Below are 21,992 nucleotides of genomic sequence, written 5' to 3'. Positions count from 1 at the left end.
CCCCGCCGTCACCCCGGCTTCCGCGCCCGCCACAGTACGAAAGCCGCCGACGCCACCGCCGCCACCTTCACCACCACCGGCAGCGTGTCGGCGAGCGCCGCCCCCATCTCCCCCTGCGGTATCGGCTCGCCCCACCGCCCGTTCACACGACCCCACAGCCACACCAGGCCGCCCGCCACCACCAGCCCCGGCACGCCCAGCACGGCCAGCTTCGACTCCGTCTGCGTGAGGCGGCGCGTCACATAGGCCAGGGCCCAGCCGGCGACGAGCACGAGCCAGTTGCCGATGACGGCGCCGACCACGAGCAGGATCGCGATCAGCAGGAGCAGCGGGCTCATGGGGACGCCGGAGCGCGAGCGCCAGAAGCTGAAGCGGCGCCCGTCGGACCCGTCGGCCGGCTCGTCCTCGGACTCCTCGGACTCCTCGGACTGCCCGGACTGCCCGGACGGCTTGGGCTGCTTGGACTGTTTGGGTTCCTGCGGCTTCTCGAGCCGCTTCTCCGCCGCGGCCGGGGCCACGGCCTTGCCCGCCGCCTTCCGTGCCGCCTCCGGGGGCCTGAGCATGTCGGGGATCTCGATGCCGCCGACGAATCCGTGCACCTCGTCGCCGCCCACGAACGGTCCGGGCTCCAGCCCCCACCCCTCCGGGACCTCGCCGCCGTGCGGGCGCAGCTCCTCCTCCGTGGCCAGGTGCGGCGGCAGCGCGCGGACAGGGGCGGGAGCCTCGTCGTTCCGGCGTTGCACGGGCACCCGGCCCGTCTCGGCGGCGGCCGCCCCCAGGGCGTCGTCGGCGCCGGCGACCGCCTCGGCGGGGGTGCCCAGCCCGTCGAGGATGCGCTGGACGGCGGTGGGGGTGTCGGCCCCCTCGGCCGCCCGGCGGCGCTCGATCTCGGCGCGCAGCCGGGAGACCAGGCGCATGCGGTCGCCCGAGGTGAGGGACTGTCTCTGGGCGAGGTCCCCGACCCTGCTCAAATAGTCGTAAACAAGCTGATCGCTCTCGATCCCCACCGGAACCCCCAAGACCGCACGAGCCGTCGAACCCCACCTAAGGTACCCGGTTCCCGCTCACGGGTCTGTGGGCACGGGGCAAGCCGGGAGCCAAGCGGGGCCAAGGCGGGCCGAAGCCGGGGCCGGCCGGCACGGACCCGGTACCGTAAGCAGAATGACCACTTCGCGGGAGACCGGAAGCACCGCCGGCAGCGGCAGCGCACCGCGCACGCTCGCGGAAGAGCTGCGCACGCGGCCCGACGACGCCCTCGCGGGTCTGTTGCGGGCGCGGCCCGACCTGCTCAATCCGGTGCCCGGCGATCTCACCCAGCTCGCCACCCGGGCGTCCACCCGGGCCTCGGTGGTCCGTGCGCTGGACCGGCTGGACCGGTTCGCGCTGCAGGTCGCGGAGGCGCTCGCGGTGGCCCCGGACCCCTGCTCGTACGACACGCTCGCCGCGCTCATGACGGGCGACCCGGGCACGGAGGGCGCTGATCCGCGCATCGCGGCCGCCCTGCCGCGGGCCGTGGCCGTGCTGCGCGAGCAGGCGCTGGTGTGGGGCGGCGAGGAGCGGCTGCGGCTGGTGCGCACCGCCTACGAGCTGCTGGCGCCCAGTCCCGCGCACCCCTCCCCCACGGGTCTGGGGCCGACGGTCGCCGAGGCCACGGCGGGGATGTCGCCGGGCCGGCTGCAGGAGATCATCGCCGCGGCGGGGCTGCCCGCCACCCACGATCCGGTGACGGCCGTCGCCGCCCTGACCGGGCTGTTCGGCGACCGTACGCGCATGGCGGCGCTGCTGGGCGGGGCCCCGGCGGAGGCCACCGCCGTGCTCGGCAAGCTGGTGTGGGGTCCGCCGTACGGCACGGTCACCGCCGAACCCGCCCCGCACCTGCGCTGGCTGATGGACCGTGGCCTGCTGCTGTCCACCGGCCCCGGCAATGTGGCGCTGCCCCGCGAGGCGGCCCTGCATCTGCGCGCCGGGCGCGCGCACCGCGCCCCCGAGCCGGTGGCCCCGGAGCTCGCGCCCGTCACCGAGCACTCCGCGCGGCTGGTCGACACGACGGCCGCCGGGCAGGCCTTCACGGCCCTGACGACCGTGGAGGAGCTGCTCAAGGAGTGGGAGAGCGCGGGCCCGCTGGTCCTGCGCGCGGGCGGCCTGAGCGTCCGTGACCTCAAGCGCGCCGCGACCGCCCTCGACACGACCGAGCCGGCCGCCGCCTTCTGGGCCGAGCTCGCCTACGCGGCGGGGCTGCTGGCCTCCGACGGCGACGTCGACGAGCGGTACGCGCCCACCCCCGCCTACGACGACTGGCTGCAGCTGCCCGCCGAGCAGCGCTGGACGCGGCTGGCCGAGGCGTGGCTCGCGACCACCCGCACCCCTGGTCTGGCGGGCGAGAAGGACGCGAAGGGCCGCACGCTGGCGGCGCTGGGACCGGACCTGGACCGGGGCCCGGCCCCCGAGGTGCGCCGCCGGGTGCTGGCCCTGCTCGCCGAGCTGCCGGAAGGGGCGTCCGTCTCGGCGGACACGCTGCTGGCCCGGCTGCAGTGGGAGCGCCCGCCTCGCGCGGCGACGGACGACCTCCGCTCGCGGCTGGCGCTGTGGGCGCTGGCGGAGGCGGACCAGCTGGGGCTGACGAGCCGGGGCGCGCTGTCCGGCCACGGCCGCGCGCTCCTGCTCGACCCGCCGGCCGCGGGCGGGGCGCTGGCCCCGCTCCTGCCCGAGCCGCTGGACCACGTCCTGCTCCAGGCCGACCTGACCGCGGTGGCGCCCGGCCCGCTGCGCCGCCCCCTCGCGCAGACCCTGTCGGTGCTGGCCGACATCGAGTCCAAGGGCGGTGCGACGGTCTACCGCTTCACGCCCGGGTCGGTGCGCCGCGCCCTCGACGCGGGCCGCACGGCCGCCGACCTGCGGGCGTTCCTGACCGAGCACTCCCGTACGCCCGTGCCGCAGCCGCTGGCGTACCTCATCGACGACGTGGCGCGCCGCCACGGCCGGCTGCGGGTGGGCGCCGCCTCCTCGTATCTGCGCTGCGACGACGAGGCGGTGCTGGCGGAGATCCTCGCCGACCGCCGCTCGGCGCCGCTGCGGCTGCGCCGCCTGGCGGCGACGGTCCTGGCCGCCCAGGTCGCCCCCGACCTGCTCCTGGAGGGCCTGCGCGCGATGGGCTACGCCCCGGCGGCGGAGTCGGCGGAGGGCGACGTGGTCGTCACCCGCGCCGACGTCCACCGCACACCCCCGCGCACACCCCCCGCCCCGGTCCCGGACGGCCCGCCCGCCCCGGACACCACCCTCCTCGGCGCCGCCGTCCGCGCCATCCGCGCCGGCGACCTGGCCTCCACCACCCCCCGCAAACAGTCTCCGGCCACCACCCCCACCACCGGCGGCCTCCCCCGCACCACGTCGGCCGACACCCTGGCCACGGTCCAGGCCGCCGTCCTGACCGGCGAGGCCGTGTGGATCGGCTACGTCAACGCGGACGGCGCCGCCAGCCAGCGCGTCATCGCCCCCATCCGCGTGGAGGGCGGCTTCGTCACGGCGTACGACCACACGGCCGACGAGGTCCGCACGTATCCGCTGCACCGCATCACGGGGGTGGCGGAGCTGGCGGACGACGTGGTGTGACAGAGCGTCAGTCGCCTGTGGGCGGAGAGGGCTTCGCCGTCGTGCCGCGCACCCCGCCCGACGGCTGGAGGACCGGCACGCTCCCCGTCCGGCCGCCGGCGTCCGGCGCCTGAAGCCGTACCCCACAATTGGACCCATGGCACTCACGCCCGAGCACCCGTCCGGCCTCCGGCACGAAGGGCTGCGCGCCCGCTGGCGGCAGACCGTGCGGCAGGTCCGTACCGTCGGGGAGCCGGATCCCGGCCCGTACGCCGACGATCTCCTCGCCCGCTGGTCCGAGCCGCAGCGCCGCTATCACACCGTCGATCACCTCGCCGCCGTCCTCGGCCACCTCGACACGCTCGCCGCCCACGCCGACGACATCGAGACCGTGCGCCTCGCCGCCTGGTTCCACGACGCCGTCTACCGTCCCGACCGCTCCGAGAACGAGGAGCGCAGCGCCCACCTGTGCGAGCGGGCGCTGCCCGAGCTGGGCGTCGACGCGGCCCGTACGGCCGAGGTCGCCCGGCTCGTGCGGCTCACGGTCAGCCACGATCCCGACGCCGGCGACCGGGACGGCGAGACGCTGTGCGACGCGGACCTCGCCGTGCTCGGCGGGACGCCGCAGGAGTACGCGGCGTACGCGGCGGCGGTGCGTGAGGAGTACGGCTTCGTGCCGGACGACGCCTTCCGCGCCGGGCGTGCCGACGTGCTGCGCCATCTGCTGGGGCTGCCGCGGCTGTTCCGTACGCCGCTGGGGCACGACCGCTGGGAGCTGCTGGCGCGCCGCAACCTCGCCACCGAGCTGGAGCTGCTCACCGCCTGAGCCGCCCTTCCGGATGCGGCGGATTCTGGGGGATTACGTGCGCGGGGGCGCCTAGGGTCGGCCGGTATGCCGAACGCCAGCCCGAGCCGGACCGTGCCCGCTCGTACCCCCATGCCCCTCGCCGTCTACGTCCTCGGCCTCGCCGCCTTCGCGCTGGGCACCGCCGAATGCATGCTCTCCGGCCTGCTGCAGCCCCTCGCCCGCGACATGGGGGTGTCCATCCCCAAGGCGGGGCTGCTGGTGTCCGCCTTCGCCCTCGGCATGGTCGTCGGCGCGCCCCTGCTGGCCGCGGCGACGCTGCGGCTGCCGCGCCGTACGACGCTGGTGGCCCTGCTGGTCGTCTTCGGGCTGGGGCAGGTGGCGGGGGCGCTCGCGCCCTCGTACGAGGTGCTGTTCGCGTCGCGGGTGGTGAGCGCACTGGCGTGCGCCGGGTTCTGGGCGGTGGGCGCCGCGGTGGCCGTGTCGCTGGTGCCGGCGGGCGCCCGGGGCCGGGCGATGGCGGTGATGGTCGGCGGGCTGTCGGTCGCCAACATCGTGGGCGTGCCGGCCGGGGCCTTCCTCGGCCAGCACGCGGGCTGGCGCGCCGCCTTCTGGGCGGTGGCCGCGCTCTCGGCGGTGGGCGTGGCCGGCGTCGTGGCGCTCGTACCGGCCACGAAGCCGCCCACGGGCGCGGACGGGCCGCGCCTGCGCAAGGAGCTGACGATCTACCGCGACCCGCAGGTGTGGCTCGCACTGGCCACCACCGCGCTCAACGCCGCCGCCGTCTTCTGCCTCTTCTCCTACCTCGCCCCGCTGCTCACCGAGACCGCCGGGCTGAAGGAGAGCTGGGTGCCGACCGTGCTGGCCCTCTTCGGGGTGGGGGCGCTGATCGGCACGGCCGCCGGCGGGCGGTTCGCCGACGCCCACCTCTTCGGCACGATGTACGGGGGGATCGCGGCCTCGGCCGTCATCCTCGCCGCCCTGGCGCTGACCGCGCAGTATCCGGCCGTCGCGGTCGTGCTGGCGCTGCTGCTGGGCGTCACGGACTTCCTCACGTCCCCGGCCCTCAACGCGCTGATGTTCGACGTCGCGCACGCCGCGCCGACGCTGGCCGGGGCCACGACGACGGCCGCCTTCAACATCGGCAACACCCTCGGCCCCTGGCTGGGCGGCCTCGTCATCACCGCCGGATGGGGCTATCCGGCGGTCGCCTGGACGGGCGCCGTGCTCGCCGCGCTCGCGGTGGGCACCACCGCGGCGTCGTCCTGGCTGCGGCGCGGCGCCTCCCGGGTGGTGGCGGGCGGCACGGCGGCCGTGCCCGAGGCGGCACCGGCCCGGGCGGGGGACTGAACACCCCGTACAGCCGACGGCCCTCTTCCGTCCTCTTCCGTCCTCTTCCGTCAGCGGTGCTTCGGCCTGCGCAGGCCCGCCGTCCTCAGCAGGCGGACCACTTCCTTGCTGCCGACCTCCACCGCGCCGAGCCGCACGGCGGCCTCGTACGACGTGGAGGGGATGTCGTAGTGGTCGCCGTCGAAGGCCCGCTCCGGAGCGCCCAGCAGGCTCGCGAAGGCGTGCAGTTCACCGAAGGAGACGTCGCTGATCAGGTGCGACCACATGCGGCCGTGACCGGCCCAGTTCGGCGGGTCGATGTAGAGGGTCATCGGGTCACCGTCACGCGGTCACCGGCGCAGGGCCGATGCCAGGGACCCCACCGGCGCGACGAACACCGCCTGCTTCGTGCAGGCCCAGTGCGGGTCGGGGCCCAGCTCCGGCTCGACCTCCAGAGCGTGCGGGTCGCCCGAGTCCGTGCAGACCGGGCACAGCGGCCAGCGGCCGTGCCGCTCCAGCAGGGCGTCCTGGACGTCCTGGGCGACGAGGCCGGGGAGGAAGGCGGCGCCCTCCGGCCACTGCTCGACCCACCACCGGCGGTGCGCGACCGCGTCCTCGACGAGCGAGACGACGTCGGCCTCGGCCGCATCACCCGCCACAAGGTCGGCGAGGACCAGCGCCCGCGCCGCGTGCAGTGCCTGTTCGAGCTCCATATGACCCATTGTCGGGGGCCCGGAGGGTTGACGGCACACCGGGCCGAAAATACCTTTCGGAAGGTGAGCAGCAAGGTGAAAGAAACTTCCGGCTCCTCCCGTCCCCCCGGTCCCGTTCCCGCCCCGACGCCCCCCGCGGCGCTGGCGGCGAAGGTCCGTACGCTCGCCCCGTCCATGACCCGTTCCATGCAGCGGGTGGCCGAGGCCGTGGCGGGCGACCCGGCGGGTTCCGCCGCGCTCACCGTCACCGGCCTCGCGGAGCGCACGGGCACGAGCGAGGCCACCGTCGTGCGCACCGCCCGCATCCTCGGCTACCCCGGCTACCGCGACCTGCGGCTCGCGCTGGCCGCGCTGGCCGCCGAGCAGGCGGCGGGCCGGGCCCCCGCGGTCACCGCCGACATCGCGGTCGACGACCCGCTGGCCAGCGTCGTCGCCAAGCTCGCCCAGGAGGAGGCGCAGTGCCTGGCGGACACCGCCGCCGGGCTCGACACCGCCGCGCTCGAGGCGGCCGTCGCCGCGCTCGCCGGCGCCCGGCGCATCGACGTCTACGGCATCGGCGCCTCCAACCTCGTCGGCCAGGACCTCGTGCAGAAGCTGCTGCGCATCGGCCTGATCGCCCACGCGCCGGGCGACCCCCACCTGGCCGTCACCAACGCCGTCCAGCTGGGCTCCGGGGACGTGGCGATCGCCATCACCCACTCCGGGCGCACCACCGACGTCATCGAGCCGCTGCGGGTCGCCTTCGAGCGCGGCGCGACGACGGTGGCGATCACCGGCCGTCCGCAGGGGGAGATCGCCCAGTACGCGGACCACATCCTCACCACGTCCTCCGCACGGGAGAGCGAGCTGCGGCCTGCGGCCATGTCGAGCCGCACCAGCCAGCTTCTCGTGGTGGACTGCCTGTTCATCGGCGTCGCCCAGCGCACGTACGAGAGGGCGGCGCCCGCCCTGTCCGCGTCGTACGAGGCGCTGGCGCACCGGCACGACCCGCGCGACCGGCGCTGACGGCCCGGCCGGCGCGCGTCGCACGTACGGCCCCCATCGACCCATATCGCCACGGAACCGCCACGGACCGACACGGAGACGAGCCGCCAGCCATGACCTCGACCGCTGCCTTCGCCGCCCTCCGCGCCCAGCTCGCGACGCTCACCACCGAGGCGTTCCGCGCCGACCTCGCCGACATCGACCGGTTGCCCACCCAGGCCATCGCCAAGATCATGAACGCCGAGGACGCGACGGTGGCCGGCGCCGTCGCCGAGCGGCTCCCCGAGATCGCCGCCGCCATCGACGCGACCGCCGCCCGGATGTCCCGCGGCGGGCGCCTGATCTACGCGGGCGCCGGCACCGCCGGACGGCTCGGGGTGCTGGACGCCAGTGAGTGCCCGCCGACCTTCAACACCGACCCCGCGCAGGTCGTCGGCCTGATAGCGGGCGGCCCGCCCGCCCTGATCTCGGCCGTCGAGGGCGCCGAGGACAGCGCCGCGCTGGCCGCCGGGGACCTGGACGCGCTGAAGGTCCGCGCGGACGACACCGTCGTCGGCGTCTCCGCCTCCGGCCGCACCCCCTACGCCGTCGGCGCCGTCCGGCACGCCCGCGCCGCCGGGGCGCTCACGGTCGGCCTGTCCTGCAACGCCCGCTCCGAGCTGGGCGCGGCCGCCGAGCACGCCATCGAGGTCGTCGTGGGGCCGGAACTGCTCACCGGCTCGACGCGGCTCAAGGCCGGCACGGCGCAGAAGCTCGTCCTCAACATGCTCTCGACCATCACCATGATCCGGCTGGGCAAGACCTACGGAAACCTGATGGTCGACGTCCGCGCCTCGAACGAGAAGCTGCGCGCCCGCTCGCGGCGCATCGTCTCCCTCGCCACGGGAGCGCCGGACGCGGAGATCGAGGCCGCGCTGGCCGCCACCGACGGCGAGGTGAAGAACGCCATCCTCGTCCTCCTCGGCGACGTCGACGGCCCCACCGCCGCCCGCCTCCTGGAGGAGTCGCACGGCCACCTGCGCGCGGCCCTCCGCGCGACCTCACCCGACTGACGTTCCGTCACGCACCAGCGAAGCAAGGTCCCATGCCGGCACCCGACGACCGTAACGACAGCGAAGCCAGAGAAGACAGAGAAGACGGCGACGACAGGTACGGCGCCACCGCCGCCGCGCTCCTGCCCCTCCTCGGCGGCACCGCGAACCTCCTCTCCGTCACCAACTGCATGACCCGCCTGCGCGTGGAGGTCCGCGACCGCTCCCTGGTCCGGGGCGAGGCGCTACGGGCGCTGCCGGGCGTGCTGGGCGTGGTGGAGGACGCGCAGGCGTACCAGATCGTGCTCGGCCCGGGCGCGGTCGCACGGGTGGCCCCCGCGCTGGAGAGGCTGACCGCCCCCGGGGTGAGCGCCGAGGCGCTGGCCGAGCGCGGCGCGGAGCTGAAGGAGGAGCGACGGGCGCGCAACGCCACGCCCTTCAAGCTCTTCCTGCGCCGCATCGCGCACATCTTCGTACCGCTGATCCCCGCCCTGATCGGCTGCGGCATCATCGCGGGCGCCGCGGGCCTGCTCGCCAACCTGCACTGGCTGCCCTCGCTCGTACCGGCGCTGACCGCGATCGCCTCCGGCTTCATGTCGCTCATCGCGGTCTTCGTCGGCTACCAGACGGCCAAGGAGTTCGGCGGCACGCCCATCCTGGGCGGTGCGGTCGCGGCCGTCATCGTCCACCCCGGCGTCACCCACGTCGACGCCTTCGGCCAGAAGCTCTCCCCCGGCCAGGGCGGAGTCCTCGGCGCGCTCGCCGCGGCGCTGCTGGCGGTGTACGTGGAGCGGGCCTGCCGCCGCCTGGTGCCGGAGGCCCTGGACGTCCTGCTCACGCCGTTCCTCACGGTGCTGCTGCCGGGCCTGGTCACCCTGTACGGGCTGATGTTCGTGGCCGGCGAGGTCTCGACGGCCATCGGCCGCTGGGCGGACTGGCTGTTGTCCCACGGCGGCGCGGGGGCCGGTTTCGTCCTGGGCGGCCTCTTCCTGCCCCTGGTCATGCTGGGCCTGCACCAGGCCCTGATCCCCATCCACACCACCCTGATCGCCGAGCAGGGCTACACCGTCCTGCTGCCCATCCTCGCCATGGCCGGCGCCGGCCAGGTCGGCGCGGCCCTGGCCGTCTACGTCCGCCTCGCCCGCAACCTCTCGGTCCGCAAGATCATCCGCTCGGCGCTGCCGGCGGGCGTCCTCGGCATCGGCGAGCCCCTGATCTACGGGGTGTCGCTGCCGCTGGGCCGGCCCTTCGTCACCGCGTGCGTGGGCGGCGCGTTCGGGGGCGGCCTGGTCGGCCTCGCCCACCAGCTCGGCGCCAAGTGCGGCGCGACGGCCATCGGCCCCTCGGGCTGGGCCCTCTTCCCCCTGCTCAAGGGCAACCACGGGCCGGCCGAGGCGGTGGCCGTCTACGGGGCGGGGCTGCTGGTCGGGTACGTGGTGGGGTTCGCGGCGACGTACTTCTTCGGGGTGAGCGAGGAGGTGGGGGCGGAGGCGGGGGGCGGGGCCGCGCCCTAGGCGGGATGCGCCCGGGAGGCCCTGATGCCACGAAGGCCTCACAGGACTTACGCTGTGCTATTGGACTAGACCTGTTGTCGCCCGTGCGACACGTCTGCCGACGGCCGTAAGGACCGCACACACGTTGTCCAAGTGACGTGTGTTACTGGAGAGGAATGGTGTCACGTGGGTAACGGCGCAATCCTGGAGGTGATCGCGCTCGACCCCCAGGACGCGGTGGCGGCGCAGGCCGGAGGTGCGGACCGGCTCGAACTGGTCAGCGACATGGCCGCCGACGGCCTCACCCCCGCCCGGGAGACCTTCGCCGCGGTACGGGACGCCGTCGACATCCCCGTACGGGTGATGCTGCGCGCCACGGACGGCTTCTCCGCCGGGGGCGCCGCCGCGCTCGCCGCCCTGTGCGAGGAGGCCCGGGCGCTGCGCGCGGAGGGCGCGGAGGAGTTCGTGCTCGGCTTCCTCACCGACGACGGGCGCGCCGACCTGGCGGCCGTCGCCGACCTGGCCGAGGCCCTCGGGCCGCGGGCCCGGTGGACCTTCCACCGCGCCATCGACCGCGCGGCGGACCGCGACGCCCTGCGCAAGCAGCTCGCCGACCAGCCGGGCCTGGACACCTACCTCACCGCCGGCTCCCCCTCGGGCGTCGACGACGGCCTCGCCACGCTGCTCGCGGAGGCGGCGCGCTCGGACGAGCCGGGCTACGAACCGCGGATCCTGGTCGGCGGCGGCCTCAAGCTCAAGCACGTGCCGGTCCTCCTGGACGCGGGCATCACCGCCTTCCACATCGGCAGCGCGTCCCGCCCGGCGGGCTGGAACGGCCCGGTGGACACCGATGCGGTACGCGCGTGGCGCGAGGCGCTGGACAGGAGCCCGTCCGGCGATTGAGGACAAGGGGGGTCTGGGGGGCTTGCCCCCCAGTTTTCAGCCCAGCTGCACCGGCAACGGCGAAGCGTGCCGCACCGCCAGCCCCGACACCGCCCGCGTCAGCGCGACGTACAGCCGCCGCAACCCCGTCCGCTCGTCCGGCTCGCCGGCCACCACTGCCGCCGGCTCGTCCAGCACGACGTAGTCGTACTCCAGGCCCTTGGCCAGCGACGCCGGCACCAGCGTCAGCCGCGCGTCCGCCGACGTCTCCTCGCCCGGGGCGAGGAACGCCAGGCCGGCCGCCCGCAGCGCCTCGCCCAGCACGGGAACGCGCGCGTCGGCCGCGATCAGTCCGATCGATCCCTCGCGCTCCAGCGCCTCGCGGCAGGCGTCCACCACCGCCGCGTCCAGCGCGTCGGCCGCGACGGCCCGTACCGAGAAGTCGCCCTCCGACTCACGCACCGACGTCGCCTCCGCCAGGCCCGGCGCGATCGCGGGCAGCAGCCGCGAGGCGTACGCGATCACGGCGCGCGGCACCCGGAAGCCCTGGGTCAGCTCCTCCACCGCGGCCTCCGGCTTGCCCAGGTGGGTCAGCGCCTCCGCCCAGCTCGCCGTCGCCCACGGCGTCGTGCCCTGGGCCAGGTCGCCCAGGATCGTGGCCGAACCGGTCGTGCAGCGGCGCCCCACCGCCCGGTACTGCATGGGCGACAGGTCCTGCGCCTCGTCGAGGACCACATGCCCGAGCGAGGGCGTACGCGCCACGAGGTCGGCGGCCTCGTCGATCAGCACCGCGTCCGCCGCCGACCACTTCGCGGACCGCACGCCGCGGGCGGGCCGCGCCCAGAGGATCTCCCCCTGCTCCTCCTCCGACAGCACCCCACCCGCGTGCTCCGCCAGGAACTCCGCGTCCGACAGCAGCCGCAGCACCAGCTTCACCGGGTCGACGGCCGGCCAGACCGCCTTGACCGCCGCCTTCACGGCCGCGTTGCGCGCCACCGCGTCCTGCACCCGGTCGTCGGGCGCCTCGCCCGCCTCCTCCATGCGTACGAGCACGGCGTGCGCGATCCGCTGCGGCAGGGCCTCCCGCGCGGCGCCGTAGCGGATGTCGCGGGCGAGCAACTCCCGCACCATCTCCTCGATCTCGTACGCCGGCACCCGCCAGCGCCGCGAGCCCCGCACCACGACCACCGGCTCGACGGGCATCGTCACCCCCGCCCGCACCGCGCGCCGCAGCACCTCGGCCATGCGGGCGTCGCCCTTGATACGGGCGGCGGCGGGCGAGTCGGCCCCGCGCACCTCGACGTGGGCGACGAGGTCGCCGACGGTCGCCTGCTGCACGTTCAACTCACCCAGGGCTGGCAGCACTTGCTCGATGTACCGCAGGAACGAGCGGTTCGGGCCGATGACCAGCGTGCCGGTGCGCGCGAGCCGCTCACGGTGGGCGTACAGCAGATACGCGACCCGGTGCAGGCCGACGGCCGTCTTCCCGGTGCCGGGGGCGCCCTGTACACACACGGTGCCGCCGATTCCGGACCGTACGATCTCGTCCTGCTCCGGCTGGATCGTCGCGACGATGTCGCGCATCGGGCCGACGCGCGGGCGTTCGATCTCGGTCTGCAGCAGCCGGCTCGTACGGTCGTCGCCCGCCGTGTCGGTCAGGTCCTCGTCCTCGTACGCGGTCAACTCTCCGCCCGTATAGCCGAACCGGCGCCGCAGCCGGACGTCCATCGGCTCCTTCTTGGACGCCCGGTAGAACGGCTGTGAGACGGGCGCGCGCCAGTCGATGACCATCGGGTCGCCGACCGCGTCGTGCACATGCCGCCGCCCGATGTAGAACTTCCCGCCGTCCACCCCTTCGGCCTGCTCCGCGCCCGGGGCGTGCAGATAGTCCAGACGACCGAAGAAGAGCGGGGTGTGCGCGAGATCGGCGAGCGCGGTGATGCGCTCCTCGATCTGCCGCTCCAGGACGGCGGCGTTGACCCAGTTGGCGGTGACGTCCTTGATGTCGAGGGCCTCGACGTCGGCGCGCATCGCGCGCAGGGCGGAACGGGACGAGGCGAGATGGGCGCGCTCACGCTCGAGCGGGTCGTTCGCGTCGGTTACGTGCGCGGGCACGGCAAGGCCTCCTGGCGTACGGCGGAAAGAGCGGTGAGCCGCCCGGTTTCCGTCCGGACGGCGGCGCTCCCGAGGCGATGCGGGAGGCGGCGGGAAGGGTGGATTGTAGTCAGCGGGAAAGGGGGCGCGCGAGCGAATTTCACGCACCCCCGGGAGACCCTCAGGGTTGCCGTCCATCTCCCGTAGGGGACGGAATGATCCTTCGGTCGTACGGGCGCACCTGCGCGTTTACACCGGCAGGCCGATGCCGGGGGCGATTCCGGCAACCATCATGGAAGACATGACCTCAGCATCCGTCGCCCCCGCCGCCTCCCCCCTGGCCACCGCCCTCCGCGCCCTCAAGGCGTTCGCCGGCGCGGCCGTCAGCGTCGTCGTCCTCGGCGAGTACGCCGACAAGCGCAAGGCCTGAAACGGGGCCTACGCGCCCTCCCCCGCCAGCAGCGAGTCCGCGTCGATGATCCGGTACGCGTAGCCCTGCTCGGCCAGGAAGCGCTGGCGGTGTGCCGCGAAGTCCTGGTCGACCGTGTCCCGGGCGACCACCGAGTAGAAGCGGGCCTCGTGCCCGTCCGCCTTCGGCCGCAGCACCCGGCCCAGCCGCTGCGCCTCCTCCTGCCGCGACCCGAACGTGCCCGACACCTGGATGGCGACCGTCGCCTCGGGCAGGTCGATCGAGAAGTTCGCGACCTTGGAGACGACCAGCACGGAGATCTCGCCCTGACGGAACGCGTCGAAGAGCTTCTCGCGCTGGGCGTTGGTCGTCTCGCCCTTGATGACGGGCGCGTCCAGGTGCTCGCCCAGCTCGTCCAGCTGGTCGATGTACTGGCCGATGACCAGCGTCTGCTCCCCCTGGTGCTTGCGCACCAGCGCCTCGGTGACCTTCCGCTTGGTGGCGGTCGTCGCGCAGTAGCGGTACTTCTCCTCCGTCTCGGCCGTCGCGTACGCCAGCCGCTCGGAGTCGGTGAGGTTGACCCGGACCTCGACGCAGTCCGCCGGGGCGATGTAGCCCTGCGCCTCGATCTCCTTCCAGGGCGCGTCGAAGCGCTTGGGCCCGATGAGGGAGAAGACATCGGACTCCCGCCCGTCCTCCCGCACGAGCGTGGCGGTCAGCCCCAGCCGGCGGCGCGCCTGGAGATCGGCCGTGAACTTGAAGACCGGCGCGGGCAGCAGGTGCACCTCGTCGTAGACGACCAGGCCCCAGTCCCGGGAGTCGAACAGCTCCAGGTGCGGGTAGATGCCCTTCCGCTTCGTCGTCAGCACCTGGTAGGTGGCGATGGTGACGGGGCGGATCTCCTTCCTCGTACCGCTGTACTCGCCGATCTCGTCCTCGGTCAGCGAGGTCCGCTTCACCAGCTCGTGCTTCCACTGCCGCGCCGAGACGGTATTGGTGACCAGGATCAGCGTCGTCGCCTTGGCCTGCGCCATCGCACCCGCGCCGACGAGCGTCTTGCCCGCGCCACAGGGCAGCACGACCACGCCGGAGCCGCCGTGCCAGAAGCCCTCGACGGCCTGCCGCTGGTAGGGGCGCAGGGCCCAGCCGTCCTCGCGCAGCTCGATGGGGTGCGCCTCGCCGTCGACGTACCCGGCCAGGTCCTCGGCCGGCCAGCCCAGCTTCAGCAGCGTCTGCTTGATCTGACCGCGCTCGGAGGGGTGGACGGCGACGGTGTCGGGGTCGATCCGGGCGCCGACCAGCGGCTGGATCTTCTTCGACCGGAGGATCTCCTCCAGCACCGGCCGGTCGGTGCTCTCCAGGACCAGCCCGTGCGTGGGGTGCTTGACCAGCTTCAGCCGCCCGTAGCGGGCCATGGTCTCGGCGATGTCGACGAGCAGGGCGTGCGGCACGGGGTAGCGGGAGTACGTGACGAGCGCGTCGACGACCTGCTCGGCGTCGTGGCCGGCGGCCCGCGAGTTCCACAGCCCGAGCGGGGTCACCCGGTAGGTGTGGATGTGCTCGGGCGCCCGCTCCAGCTCGGCGAACGGCGCGATGGCACGGCGGCACGCGTCCGCCTGCTCGTGGTCCACCTCCAGCAGCAGGGTCTTGTCGCTCTGGACGATGAGGGGTCCGTTCACGCCTCGGCCTTCCACTCGTGCACGGGGGACAAGCTTCCAGTGTCCCTCATCCGGGCCGGATCACGTCCGGTCACCAGACGATCCCGGACTCGCGCAGCAGCGTGCGCAGGCCGTCCAGGGTGACCGTCCCGGTCGCCCCCTCCGCCAGCACCCCGGTCTCCCGCAGGGCGGGGACCGCCTCGTCGACGACGGCCCGGGCCTCCTCGGCCCGGTCGGCGTCCACGAGGGTCGCGGCGAGGTTCACCAGCGCCAGGCCCTCGTGGTAGCGGTCGGCACTCTCGCGGTAGCGGGCGACGGCCCGGGCGTACGTGTCGAGGGCCTCCGGGGTCCGGCCGGCCAGGCGCAGGGCAGTGCCGAGGTTCGTCAGGGCCATGCCTTCGCCAGCGCGGTCGGCCAGGCGCCGGAAGCCGGCGGCGGCCTCGTCGAGGGGGGCGACAGCCTCGGCGGGGCGGTCCGCCGTGAGCAGGGCGAGGCCGAGGTTGCTCAGGGCCGTGGCCTCGTCGTGCGGGGCGCGGAAGGCGCGGAACGCGTCGACGGCCCGGGTCTGGGCGTCGATCGCCTCCTCGGAGCGGCCCTGGCGGGCGAGGACGCCGCCGAGATTGGTGAGGGCCTGGGCCTCGCCGTGCCGGTCGTCGAGTTCATGGAAGGCGGTGCGGGCCTCGGTGAGGGCCGTGGCCGCCTCGTCGAGCCGGCCTTCCTCCCGCAGGACCGTGCCGAGGTTGTTGAGGGCCTGTGCCTCGCCCCGCCGGTCCCCGATCTCCCCGCATATCGCGACGTCCTCGCGGTACACCTCGACGGCCTCGGCGAACCGGCGCAGGCTCTGGAGGACCAGGCCGAGGTTGGTGAGGGCGACGCCTTCGCTGTGGCGGTCCCCGGTCTCCCGGTGGATGGCGATCGCCTCCTCCAGGAGGGGGATCGCCTCGTCGAAGCGGCGCGTCTCCCACAGCACCAGGCCGAGGTTGCTCAGGGCGCCGCCCTCGCCGCTCCGGTCACCGATCTTCCGGTAGACGGCCCTCGCCGCCTCCAGCATGTCGGCCGCCTGGTCGAACCGCCTCAGGTGGCGCATCGGGACGCTCAGGTTCTGCGTCACTTCCGCCTGGGCCAGCGGCCAGTCGAGGTCCAGGGCCACCCGCATGGCCGTGACGCCGATGAGAAGCCAGTCGTCGAAGTGCCGCCGCAGGGAGAAGTAGCCGCTGAGCGTCTCGAAGAGGATCAGTGACAGTTTGCGCGCGCCGAGGCCGGGTGCCGCCACCGCGGCCGCGACGAGGTTGGCGCGTTCGTCGTCGAGCCAGGCCACGGCCTGTTCCCGGGTGGCGAAGCCGGGTTCCGGGCCGGCCCGGTCCGGGCCCGCCGCGTGGGCCAGGCGGCCGGCGGCGGCGCCGGTGGTCCTCGCGTAGTACTGGAAGAGCCGTTCGAGGGCCTGGGTAGGGGCGTCCTCACCGCCCCGCGCCTCGCCCTGCTCGGCGGCGTACAGCCGCATCAGGTCGTGCATGCGCCAGCGCCCGTACGCGACACCCTGCTCGATCAGATGGCCACGGGCCAGCGCCTGGAGGAGTTCCTCGGCGGCGTACGGGTCGGCGTCGGCGAGCCGGGCCGCCGCCTCGGTGGAGAGGTCGGGGCCGGGGTTGAGCGACAGCAGCCGGAAGAGCCGGGCCTGTTCGGCGCCCAAGTGCTCGTACGAGAGGCCGAAGACGGCCCGCACGGCGACGTCCTCGCAGGCGAGCCGTTCCAGCCGCCGCCGGTTGTCCTTGAGCGCACCGGCCAGCGAGGACAGCGGCCGGCTCTCCAGCTCGGCGAGCAGCGCGGCCACGACGCACAGCGCCAGCGGGAGGTAACCGCACAGCCCGGCGAGGGCGGCGGCGGTCCCGGGGTCGTCGTCGACCCGCGTGTCGTCCTCCCCCCGGGCCTCGCGCAGCGCGCTGCGCAGCAGCTCGACCGCGGACTCCTCGTCCAGCTCGGACAGATCGCGCAGCCGGGCGCCGAGCCCGGTCAGGGTGTGCCGGGAGGTGACGAGGACCGGGACGCGCGGATCGGCGGAGAGCAGCGGCTTCGCCTGCTCGGTGGCATGGGCGTTGTCCACGACGACGAGGATGCGGCGCCCCTGGTCGGCGTAGGCGGACAGCACCGAGCGGTACAGCCGCGCGCGGTCCTGCAGATCGGCGGGGACGTGTTCGTCGGGTATGCCGAGGGCGCGCAGCAGCGAGCCGAGGGCGCGTTCGGGGGTGAAGCGGCGCTCGTTGTCGTAGCCGAAGAGGTCGATGAACAGCGCGCCGCCGGGGAACCATCCCTCCTGGTCCAGCGCGTACCAGGCGGCCTGCAGGACGAGCTCGGTCTTGCCCACGCCGGGCAGTCCGGCCACGGCGCAGACGCGGGGTGCGCGCTCGCCGGCGGAGCCGGGGCGCAGCGCCTCGACGAGGGGCTTCAGGTCGGCGTCGCGGCCGGTGAAGGTGGCGGAGGGGGCGGGCATGCCGGTGAGGGCGGGTGTGATCTCCCTCGGCAGTTCGAGGGTGACGTTCCCGCCCTGTGCGACGACGTTGAAGAAGACGCCACCGTTGATGTCGTTGTCGGCCTGCATGCCCGCGCCCCCGCGTTCCGCTTCCGGAAAGTGTGCCGACCACACGCTAGAGGCCCGGCGCGGGCGGCGTCCCGGAAAACGCCACCGGGGCGGCACCCCCGTGAGGGAGTGCCGCCCCGGTGTCCATGAGGACAGGCGATCAACCGTCAGAGGTCGATCAGAAGTCCATCTCACCGCCGGGCATGCCGCCCGGAGCGGCCGCGGCGGCCTTCTCCGGCTTGTCGGCGATGACGGCCTCGGTGGTCAGGAAGAGCGCGGCGATGGACGCGGCGTTCTGCAGGGCGGAGCGGGTGACCTTCGCCGGGTCGATGATGCCCTCGGCGATCATGTCGACGTACTCGCCGGTCGCGGCGTTGAGGCCGTGACCCACGGTGAGGTTGCGGACCTTCTCCACGACGACGCCGCCCTCGAGACCACCGTTGACGGCGATCTGCTTGAGCGGGGCCTCCAGGGCCAGCTTCACGGCGTTGGCGCCGGTCGCCTCGTCGCCCTCGAGCTCGAGCTTCTCGAAGACCTGGGAGGCCTGCAGCAGGGCCACGCCACCACCGGCGACGATGCCCTCCTCGACGGCCGCCTTCGCGTTGCGAACGGCGTCCTCGATGCGGTGCTTGCGCTCCTTGAGCTCGACCTCGGTCGCGGCACCGGCCTTGATGACGGCCACGCCGCCGGCCAGCTTCGCCAGGCGCTCCTGCAGCTTCTCGCGGTCGTAGTCGGAGTCGCTGTTCTCGATCTCGGCGCGGATCTGGTTGACGCGGCCCTGGACCTGGTCGCTGTCACCGGCACCGTCGACGATGGTCGTCTCGTCCTTGGTGATGACGACCTTGCGGGCGCGGCCGAGCAGGTCGAGACCGGCGTTCTCCAGCTTGAGGCCGACCTCCTCGGAGATGACCGTGCCACCGGTGAGGATGGCGATGTCGCCCAGCATGGCCTTGCGACGGTCGCCGAAGCCCGGAGCCTTGACCGCGACGGACTTGAAGGTGCCGCGGATCTTGTTGACGACCAGGGTCGACAGGGCCTCGCCCTCGACGTCCTCGGCGATGATCAGCAGCGGCTTGCCGGACTGCATGACCTTCTCGAGGAGCGGCAGCAGGTCCTTGACCGAGCCGACCTTCGAGTTGACGATCAGGATGTACGGGTCGTCGAGCGACGCCTCCATACGCTCCATGTCGGTGGCGAAGTACGCCGAGATGTAGCCCTTGTCGAAGCGCATACCCTCGGTGAGCTCCAGCTCCAGACCGAAGGTCTGGGACTCCTCGACGGTGATGACGCCTTCCTTGCCGACCTTGTCCATCGCCTCGGCGATGAGCTCGCCGATCTGGGTGTCGGCGGCGGAGATGGAGGCGGTGGAGGCGATCTGCTCCTTGGTCTCCACGTCCTTGGCCTGCTCGAGCAGGGCGGCGGAGACGGCCTCGACGGCCTTCTCGATGCCACGCTTCAGGGCCATCGGGTTGGCACCGGCGGCCACGTTGCGCAGACCCTCACGGACCAGCGCCTGGGCGAGGACGGTCGCGGTCGTCGTGCCGTCACCGGCGACGTCGTCCGTCTTCTTCGCGACCTCCTTGACCAGCTCGGCGCCGATCTTCTCGTACGGGTCCTCGAGCTCGATCTCCTTGGCGATGGACACACCATCGTTGGTGATCGTGGGGGCGCCCCACTTCTTCTCGAGGACGACGTTCCGGCCCTTGGGGCCGAGGGTGACCTTGACGGCGTCGGCGAGCTGGTTCATCCCGCGCTCGAGACCGCGCCGTGCCTCCTCGTCGAACGCGATGATCTTGGCCATGTGAAGTGGTCCTCCCAGGACGGGGTGGATTGCTCCGGACCGCGCTGGCGCCCGCGACGGACGGCCTGCGTGCCCCGCGGTTCCTTGCCCCGCTTGGCTCGCCGACCTCACCGACGGTCCAAATCTGTCACTCTCACCCGGAGAGTGCTAAGCCCAATGATTAGCACTCGACCCACCCGAGTGCAAGCGGTCTGCCCGGTATCCCACCCTGGGTGGCGGGATCGCCGCACCGGCTGCAACCCTGCCCACTCCCCGGCCCGCGCACACGCGAGGGGCCCGCACCTCGAACAGGTGCGGGCCCCTCGACGGCGAGCCGTTATGAGCCGGTGGTCGATGCGACGTGATCAGCCGGCGGCCAGCCTCACCATGTCCGCCTGAGGCCCCTTCTGGCCCTGCGAGATCTCGAACTCGACTCGCTGCCCCTCCTCGAGGGTGCGGTAGCCGTCCATCTGAATCGCGCTGTAGTGGACGAAAACATCCGCACCACCGTCGACCGCGATGAAGCCGTACCCCTTCTCCGCGTTGAACCACTTGACGGTGCCCTGAGCCATGCCTAACTCCCCTATTACTGGCCCTTGCGCAGGACCGCACCTCGCGGACCCGGGTCAGACCTCACCCCCAGACAGGTTGGGGGTGTGCGCCGGAACGCGTCGACCGCGGCTGAATGTATCTGCACGGATGCCGTCTGCAACAGGTCAGTCGGACGAGAATTCCGGGCGTGGCCGAGTGCTTATTAGCACCGATTTCCACCGCTTCCCGGGCAAGTCGGGCCGGGCATAACGCAACCAACCCGACAATTCGTGCACACGTTACGCGCACAACTTGACGGGTTCTCATATGCGTTCGGCAGTGACACCGGAGGGGGAACGCCCCAACTGTATCGCGCTTCAACAGACGGAATCACCCCGTCCGTTTAACGTGCGGGGTGATTCCAGGGAATTGCTCAGGAACGCTGCGAAAAGCTCAGGCCAATGATTTAGCCCGCTCAGCCGCCGGCCACAGCCGGAATGATCGAGACCCCCGCCCCGTCGGGCGTGGCGGCCTCGAGCCCGCCCTCGAAGCGCACGTCGTCGTCATTGACGTACACATTGACGAACCGGCGCAGCCTGCCGCTCTCGTCGAGGACCCGGGCGGCGATTCCGGGGTGGTTCGCCTCGAGGGACGCGATGACCTCGGCGAGGGTGGCCCCCTCGGCGCTGACCTCGGCCTGGCCGGAGGTGTAGGTACGAAGGATGGTGGGGATACGGACGCTGACGCTCATGGGATCACCTTTGAGTGGAGGCCGGACACACTCAGCCCGTCCGGCGATTGAGGACCGGGGTGCGGGGCGGAGCCCCGCTCAGGAGCGGGCGGCCCTGAACGCGTCCAGCGACGGCCGGATCGTCACCGTCGGCCCCGCCGCCACGGCGTCGAGCGTCTTCAACCCGTCCCCCGTGTTGAGCACGACGGTGGTCAGCGCCGGATCGAGCACACCCGCCTCGATCAGCTTGCGGGTCACCCCCACCGTCACCCCGCCGGCCGTCTCCGCGAAGATGCCCTCCGTCCGGGCCAGCAGTCTGATCGCGTCGACGATCTCGGCGTCCGTCACGTCCTCGACGGCGCCGCCCGTCCGCCGCGCGATGTCGAGCACGTACGGCCCGTCCGCGGGGTTGCCGATCGCGAGGGACTTCGCGATCGTGTCCGGCTTCACCGGCCGGACGACGTCGTGGCCGTCCTTGAACGCCCGCGACACCGGCGAGCAGCCCTCCGCCTGGGCGCCGAAGATCTTGTACGGGCGGTCCTCGACCAGCCCGAGCGCGATGAGCTCCTTCAGCCCCTTGTCGATCTTCGTCAGCTGCGAGCCCGAGGCGATCGGCACGACGATCTGGTCCGGCAGCCGCCAGCCCAGTTGTTCGCAGATCTCGTACGCGAGCGTCTTCGACCCCTCGCCGTAGTACGGCCGGAGGTTGACGTTGACGAAGCCCCAGCCCTCCCCGAGCGGGTCGCCGATGAGCTCGGAGCAGAAGCGGTTGACGTCGTCGTAGGTGCCCTCGATGCCGACGAGGTCGCCGCCGTAGACCGCGGCCATGACGACCTTGCCGGCCTCCAGGTCGTGCGGGATGAACACGCAGGACTCCAGGCCCGCGCGGGCCGCCGCCGCGCCGACCGCGCCGGCGAGGTTGCCGGTGGAGGAGCAGGAGAGGGTGGTGAAGCCGAAGGCGCGGGCGGCCTCGACGGCGATGGCGACGACGCGGTCCTTGAAGGAGTGCGTGGGGTTGCCGGAGTCGTCCTTGACGTACAGGCCGCCGGTGACGCCCAGTTCGCGGGCGAGGTTGTCGGCCTTGACGAGCTTGGTGAAGCCGGGGTTGAGGTTCGGTTTGCCGGCGACATCGGCGGGGACCGGCAGCAGCGGGGCGTACCGCCAGATGCTGGCGGGGCCGGCCTCGATGCGCCGGCGCAGCTCCTCCGGGTCGCCGGCCGGGAGCTCGTACGCCACCTCCAGCGGACCGAAGCAGACGGCGCAGGCGAAGACCGGCCCGAGGTCGAAGCGCTCGCCGCACTCGCGGCAGGAGAGCGCGACGGCGGGGCCGAAGGAGGGTACGACGGTACGACTTTCAACGGCTTGCACAGCCATGGAGGCGAGGCCCTTT

General features: G+C 73.3%; 18 protein-coding genes. 8 read left to right on the top strand and 10 right to left on the bottom strand.

Features of this window, described 5'->3' with window-relative positions; genetic code table 11:
• Window positions 1–8 precede the first annotated feature (8 nt).
• On the bottom strand, window positions 9–1,007 hold the full coding sequence (locus tag ACIGXW_RS07955; RefSeq protein WP_399571128.1) for a hypothetical protein: 999 nt from the start codon (window positions 1,005–1,007) through the stop codon (window positions 9–11).
• Window positions 1,008–1,161: 154 nt separating this feature from the next.
• Here ACIGXW_RS07955 and ACIGXW_RS07950 point away from each other — a divergent pair, with 154 nt between their 5' ends.
• From ACIGXW_RS07950 to ACIGXW_RS07940, 3 genes are all read left to right on the top strand, one after another.
• Window positions 1,162–3,609 carry a helicase C-terminal domain-containing protein gene (locus ACIGXW_RS07950; protein WP_399571126.1) on the top strand — a complete coding sequence of 816 codons (2,448 nt, stop codon included), beginning with the start codon at window positions 1,162–1,164 and terminating at the stop codon, window positions 3,607–3,609.
• A gap of 136 nt (window positions 3,610–3,745) precedes the next feature.
• Window positions 3,746–4,414 carry a hypothetical protein gene (locus ACIGXW_RS07945; RefSeq protein ID WP_399571123.1) on the top strand — a complete coding sequence of 223 codons (669 nt, stop codon included), beginning with the start codon at window positions 3,746–3,748 and terminating at the stop codon, window positions 4,412–4,414.
• Between the two features lie 66 nt (window positions 4,415–4,480).
• Window positions 4,481–5,743, top strand: coding sequence for a Cmx/CmrA family chloramphenicol efflux MFS transporter (locus tag ACIGXW_RS07940; protein WP_399571120.1), 1,263 nt, complete (start codon window positions 4,481–4,483; stop codon window positions 5,741–5,743).
• Window positions 5,744–5,793: 50 nt separating this feature from the next.
• On the opposite strand, the gene ACIGXW_RS07935 is transcribed toward ACIGXW_RS07940, so the two are convergent.
• Both ACIGXW_RS07935 and ACIGXW_RS07930 read right to left on the bottom strand, forming a co-directional pair.
• Window positions 5,794–6,054 carry a DUF4031 domain-containing protein gene (locus ACIGXW_RS07935; RefSeq protein WP_399571118.1) on the bottom strand — a complete coding sequence of 87 codons (261 nt, stop codon included), beginning with the start codon at window positions 6,052–6,054 and terminating at the stop codon, window positions 5,794–5,796.
• An 18-nt stretch (window positions 6,055–6,072) separates the two neighbouring features.
• Window positions 6,073–6,435: a hypothetical protein gene (locus ACIGXW_RS07930; protein ID WP_360912114.1), complete on the bottom strand. Its 363-nt coding sequence runs from the start codon at window positions 6,433–6,435 to the stop codon at window positions 6,073–6,075.
• 63 nt (window positions 6,436–6,498) lie between these two features.
• On the opposite strand from ACIGXW_RS07930, the gene ACIGXW_RS07925 reads away from it, so the two are divergent.
• The 4 genes from ACIGXW_RS07925 (at window position 6,499) to ACIGXW_RS07910 (ending at window position 10,846) form a co-directional block, all read left to right on the top strand.
• Window positions 6,499–7,440: a MurR/RpiR family transcriptional regulator gene (locus tag ACIGXW_RS07925; protein ID WP_399571116.1), complete on the top strand. Its 942-nt coding sequence runs from the start codon at window positions 6,499–6,501 to the stop codon at window positions 7,438–7,440.
• A gap of 92 nt (window positions 7,441–7,532) precedes the next feature.
• A complete protein-coding gene (murQ, locus tag ACIGXW_RS07920) occupies window positions 7,533–8,471 on the top strand; it encodes an N-acetylmuramic acid 6-phosphate etherase (RefSeq protein WP_399571114.1) in 939 nt (312 codons plus the stop codon).
• Between the two features lie 32 nt (window positions 8,472–8,503).
• Window positions 8,504–9,964, top strand: coding sequence for a PTS transporter subunit EIIC (locus ACIGXW_RS07915; protein WP_399571111.1), 1,461 nt, complete (start codon window positions 8,504–8,506; stop codon window positions 9,962–9,964).
• A 165-nt stretch (window positions 9,965–10,129) separates the two neighbouring features.
• Window positions 10,130–10,846 (top strand): copper homeostasis protein CutC, encoded by a 717-nt coding sequence (locus ACIGXW_RS07910; RefSeq protein ID WP_399571109.1) that lies wholly within the window; start codon window positions 10,130–10,132, stop codon window positions 10,844–10,846.
• A gap of 36 nt (window positions 10,847–10,882) precedes the next feature.
• Here ACIGXW_RS07910 and ACIGXW_RS07905 read toward each other — a convergent pair whose 3' ends face one another.
• The gene (locus ACIGXW_RS07905) at window positions 10,883–12,856 is read right to left on the bottom strand and encodes a HelD family protein (RefSeq protein ID WP_399572467.1); all 1,974 of its coding nucleotides are present in this window, start codon (window positions 12,854–12,856) and stop codon (window positions 10,883–10,885) included.
• A gap of 364 nt (window positions 12,857–13,220) precedes the next feature.
• Here ACIGXW_RS07905 and ACIGXW_RS07900 point away from each other — a divergent pair, with 364 nt between their 5' ends.
• The gene (locus ACIGXW_RS07900; RefSeq protein ID WP_399571107.1) at window positions 13,221–13,349 is read left to right on the top strand and encodes a hypothetical protein; all 129 of its coding nucleotides are present in this window, start codon (window positions 13,221–13,223) and stop codon (window positions 13,347–13,349) included.
• A gap of 8 nt (window positions 13,350–13,357) precedes the next feature.
• Here the strand turns inward: ACIGXW_RS07900 and ACIGXW_RS07895 are convergent, their stop codons facing one another.
• The 6 genes from ACIGXW_RS07895 to thrC all read right to left on the bottom strand — a co-directional run bounded on the left by ACIGXW_RS07895 (window position 13,358) and on the right by thrC (window position 21,976).
• On the bottom strand, window positions 13,358–15,007 hold the full coding sequence (locus ACIGXW_RS07895) for a DNA repair helicase XPB (protein ID WP_071961767.1): 1,650 nt from the start codon (window positions 15,005–15,007) through the stop codon (window positions 13,358–13,360).
• A 70-nt stretch (window positions 15,008–15,077) separates the two neighbouring features.
• Window positions 15,078–17,582, bottom strand: a complete 2,505-nt coding sequence (locus ACIGXW_RS07890) for an ATP-binding protein (RefSeq protein ID WP_399571104.1) — start codon at window positions 17,580–17,582, stop codon at window positions 15,078–15,080.
• A gap of 157 nt (window positions 17,583–17,739) precedes the next feature.
• The gene (gene groL, locus ACIGXW_RS07885) at window positions 17,740–19,362 is read right to left on the bottom strand and encodes a chaperonin GroEL (RefSeq protein ID WP_071961765.1); all 1,623 of its coding nucleotides are present in this window, start codon (window positions 19,360–19,362) and stop codon (window positions 17,740–17,742) included.
• Window positions 19,363–19,706: 344 nt separating this feature from the next.
• The gene (locus tag ACIGXW_RS07880; RefSeq protein ID WP_005486335.1) at window positions 19,707–19,913 is read right to left on the bottom strand and encodes a cold-shock protein; all 207 of its coding nucleotides are present in this window, start codon (window positions 19,911–19,913) and stop codon (window positions 19,707–19,709) included.
• Window positions 19,914–20,347: 434 nt separating this feature from the next.
• Entirely contained in the window at window positions 20,348–20,623 is a 276-nt protein-coding gene (locus tag ACIGXW_RS07875; protein WP_360912131.1) for a MoaD/ThiS family protein, read from the bottom strand.
• A gap of 78 nt (window positions 20,624–20,701) precedes the next feature.
• The gene (gene thrC / locus ACIGXW_RS07870; RefSeq protein WP_399571102.1) at window positions 20,702–21,976 is read right to left on the bottom strand and encodes a threonine synthase; all 1,275 of its coding nucleotides are present in this window, start codon (window positions 21,974–21,976) and stop codon (window positions 20,702–20,704) included.
• Window positions 21,977–21,992: the final 16 nt, after the last annotated feature.

The organism is Streptomyces sp. NPDC053079 (assembly GCF_044546695.1).
GTDB lineage: Bacteria > Actinomycetota > Actinomycetes > Streptomycetales > Streptomycetaceae > Streptomyces.
This window is presented reverse-complemented; position numbering and strand designations above follow the sequence as displayed.

Bases quoted from the DNA above. Each gene is read 5' to 3' on its own strand.
- ACIGXW_RS07950 (WP_399571126.1), top strand. From the start codon at position 1,162: ATGACCACTTCGCGGGAGACCGGAAGCACCGCCGGCAGCGGCAGCGCA.
- ACIGXW_RS07945 (WP_399571123.1), top strand. From the start codon at position 3,746: ATGGCACTCACGCCCGAGCACCCGTCCGGCCTCCGGCACGAAGGGCTG.
- ACIGXW_RS07940 (WP_399571120.1), top strand. From the start codon at position 4,481: ATGCCGAACGCCAGCCCGAGCCGGACCGTGCCCGCTCGTACCCCCATG.
- ACIGXW_RS07935 (WP_399571118.1), bottom strand. From the start codon at position 6,054: ATGACCCTCTACATCGACCCGCCGAACTGGGCCGGTCACGGCCGCATG.
- ACIGXW_RS07930 (WP_360912114.1), bottom strand. From the start codon at position 6,435: ATGGAGCTCGAACAGGCACTGCACGCGGCGCGGGCGCTGGTCCTCGCC.
- murQ (WP_399571114.1), top strand. From the start codon at position 7,533: ATGACCTCGACCGCTGCCTTCGCCGCCCTCCGCGCCCAGCTCGCGACG.
- ACIGXW_RS07915 (WP_399571111.1), top strand. From the start codon at position 8,504: ATGCCGGCACCCGACGACCGTAACGACAGCGAAGCCAGAGAAGACAGA.
- ACIGXW_RS07905 (WP_399572467.1), bottom strand. From the start codon at position 12,856: ATGCGCGCCGACGTCGAGGCCCTCGACATCAAGGACGTCACCGCCAAC.
- ACIGXW_RS07900 (WP_399571107.1), top strand. From the start codon at position 13,221: ATGACCTCAGCATCCGTCGCCCCCGCCGCCTCCCCCCTGGCCACCGCC.
- ACIGXW_RS07890 (WP_399571104.1), bottom strand. From the start codon at position 17,582: ATGCAGGCCGACAACGACATCAACGGTGGCGTCTTCTTCAACGTCGTC.
- groL (WP_071961765.1), bottom strand. From the start codon at position 19,362: ATGGCCAAGATCATCGCGTTCGACGAGGAGGCACGGCGCGGTCTCGAG.
- ACIGXW_RS07880 (WP_005486335.1), bottom strand. From the start codon at position 19,913: ATGGCTCAGGGCACCGTCAAGTGGTTCAACGCGGAGAAGGGGTACGGC.
- ACIGXW_RS07875 (WP_360912131.1), bottom strand. From the start codon at position 20,623: ATGAGCGTCAGCGTCCGTATCCCCACCATCCTTCGTACCTACACCTCC.
- thrC (WP_399571102.1), bottom strand. From the start codon at position 21,976: ATGGCTGTGCAAGCCGTTGAAAGTCGTACCGTCGTACCCTCCTTCGGC.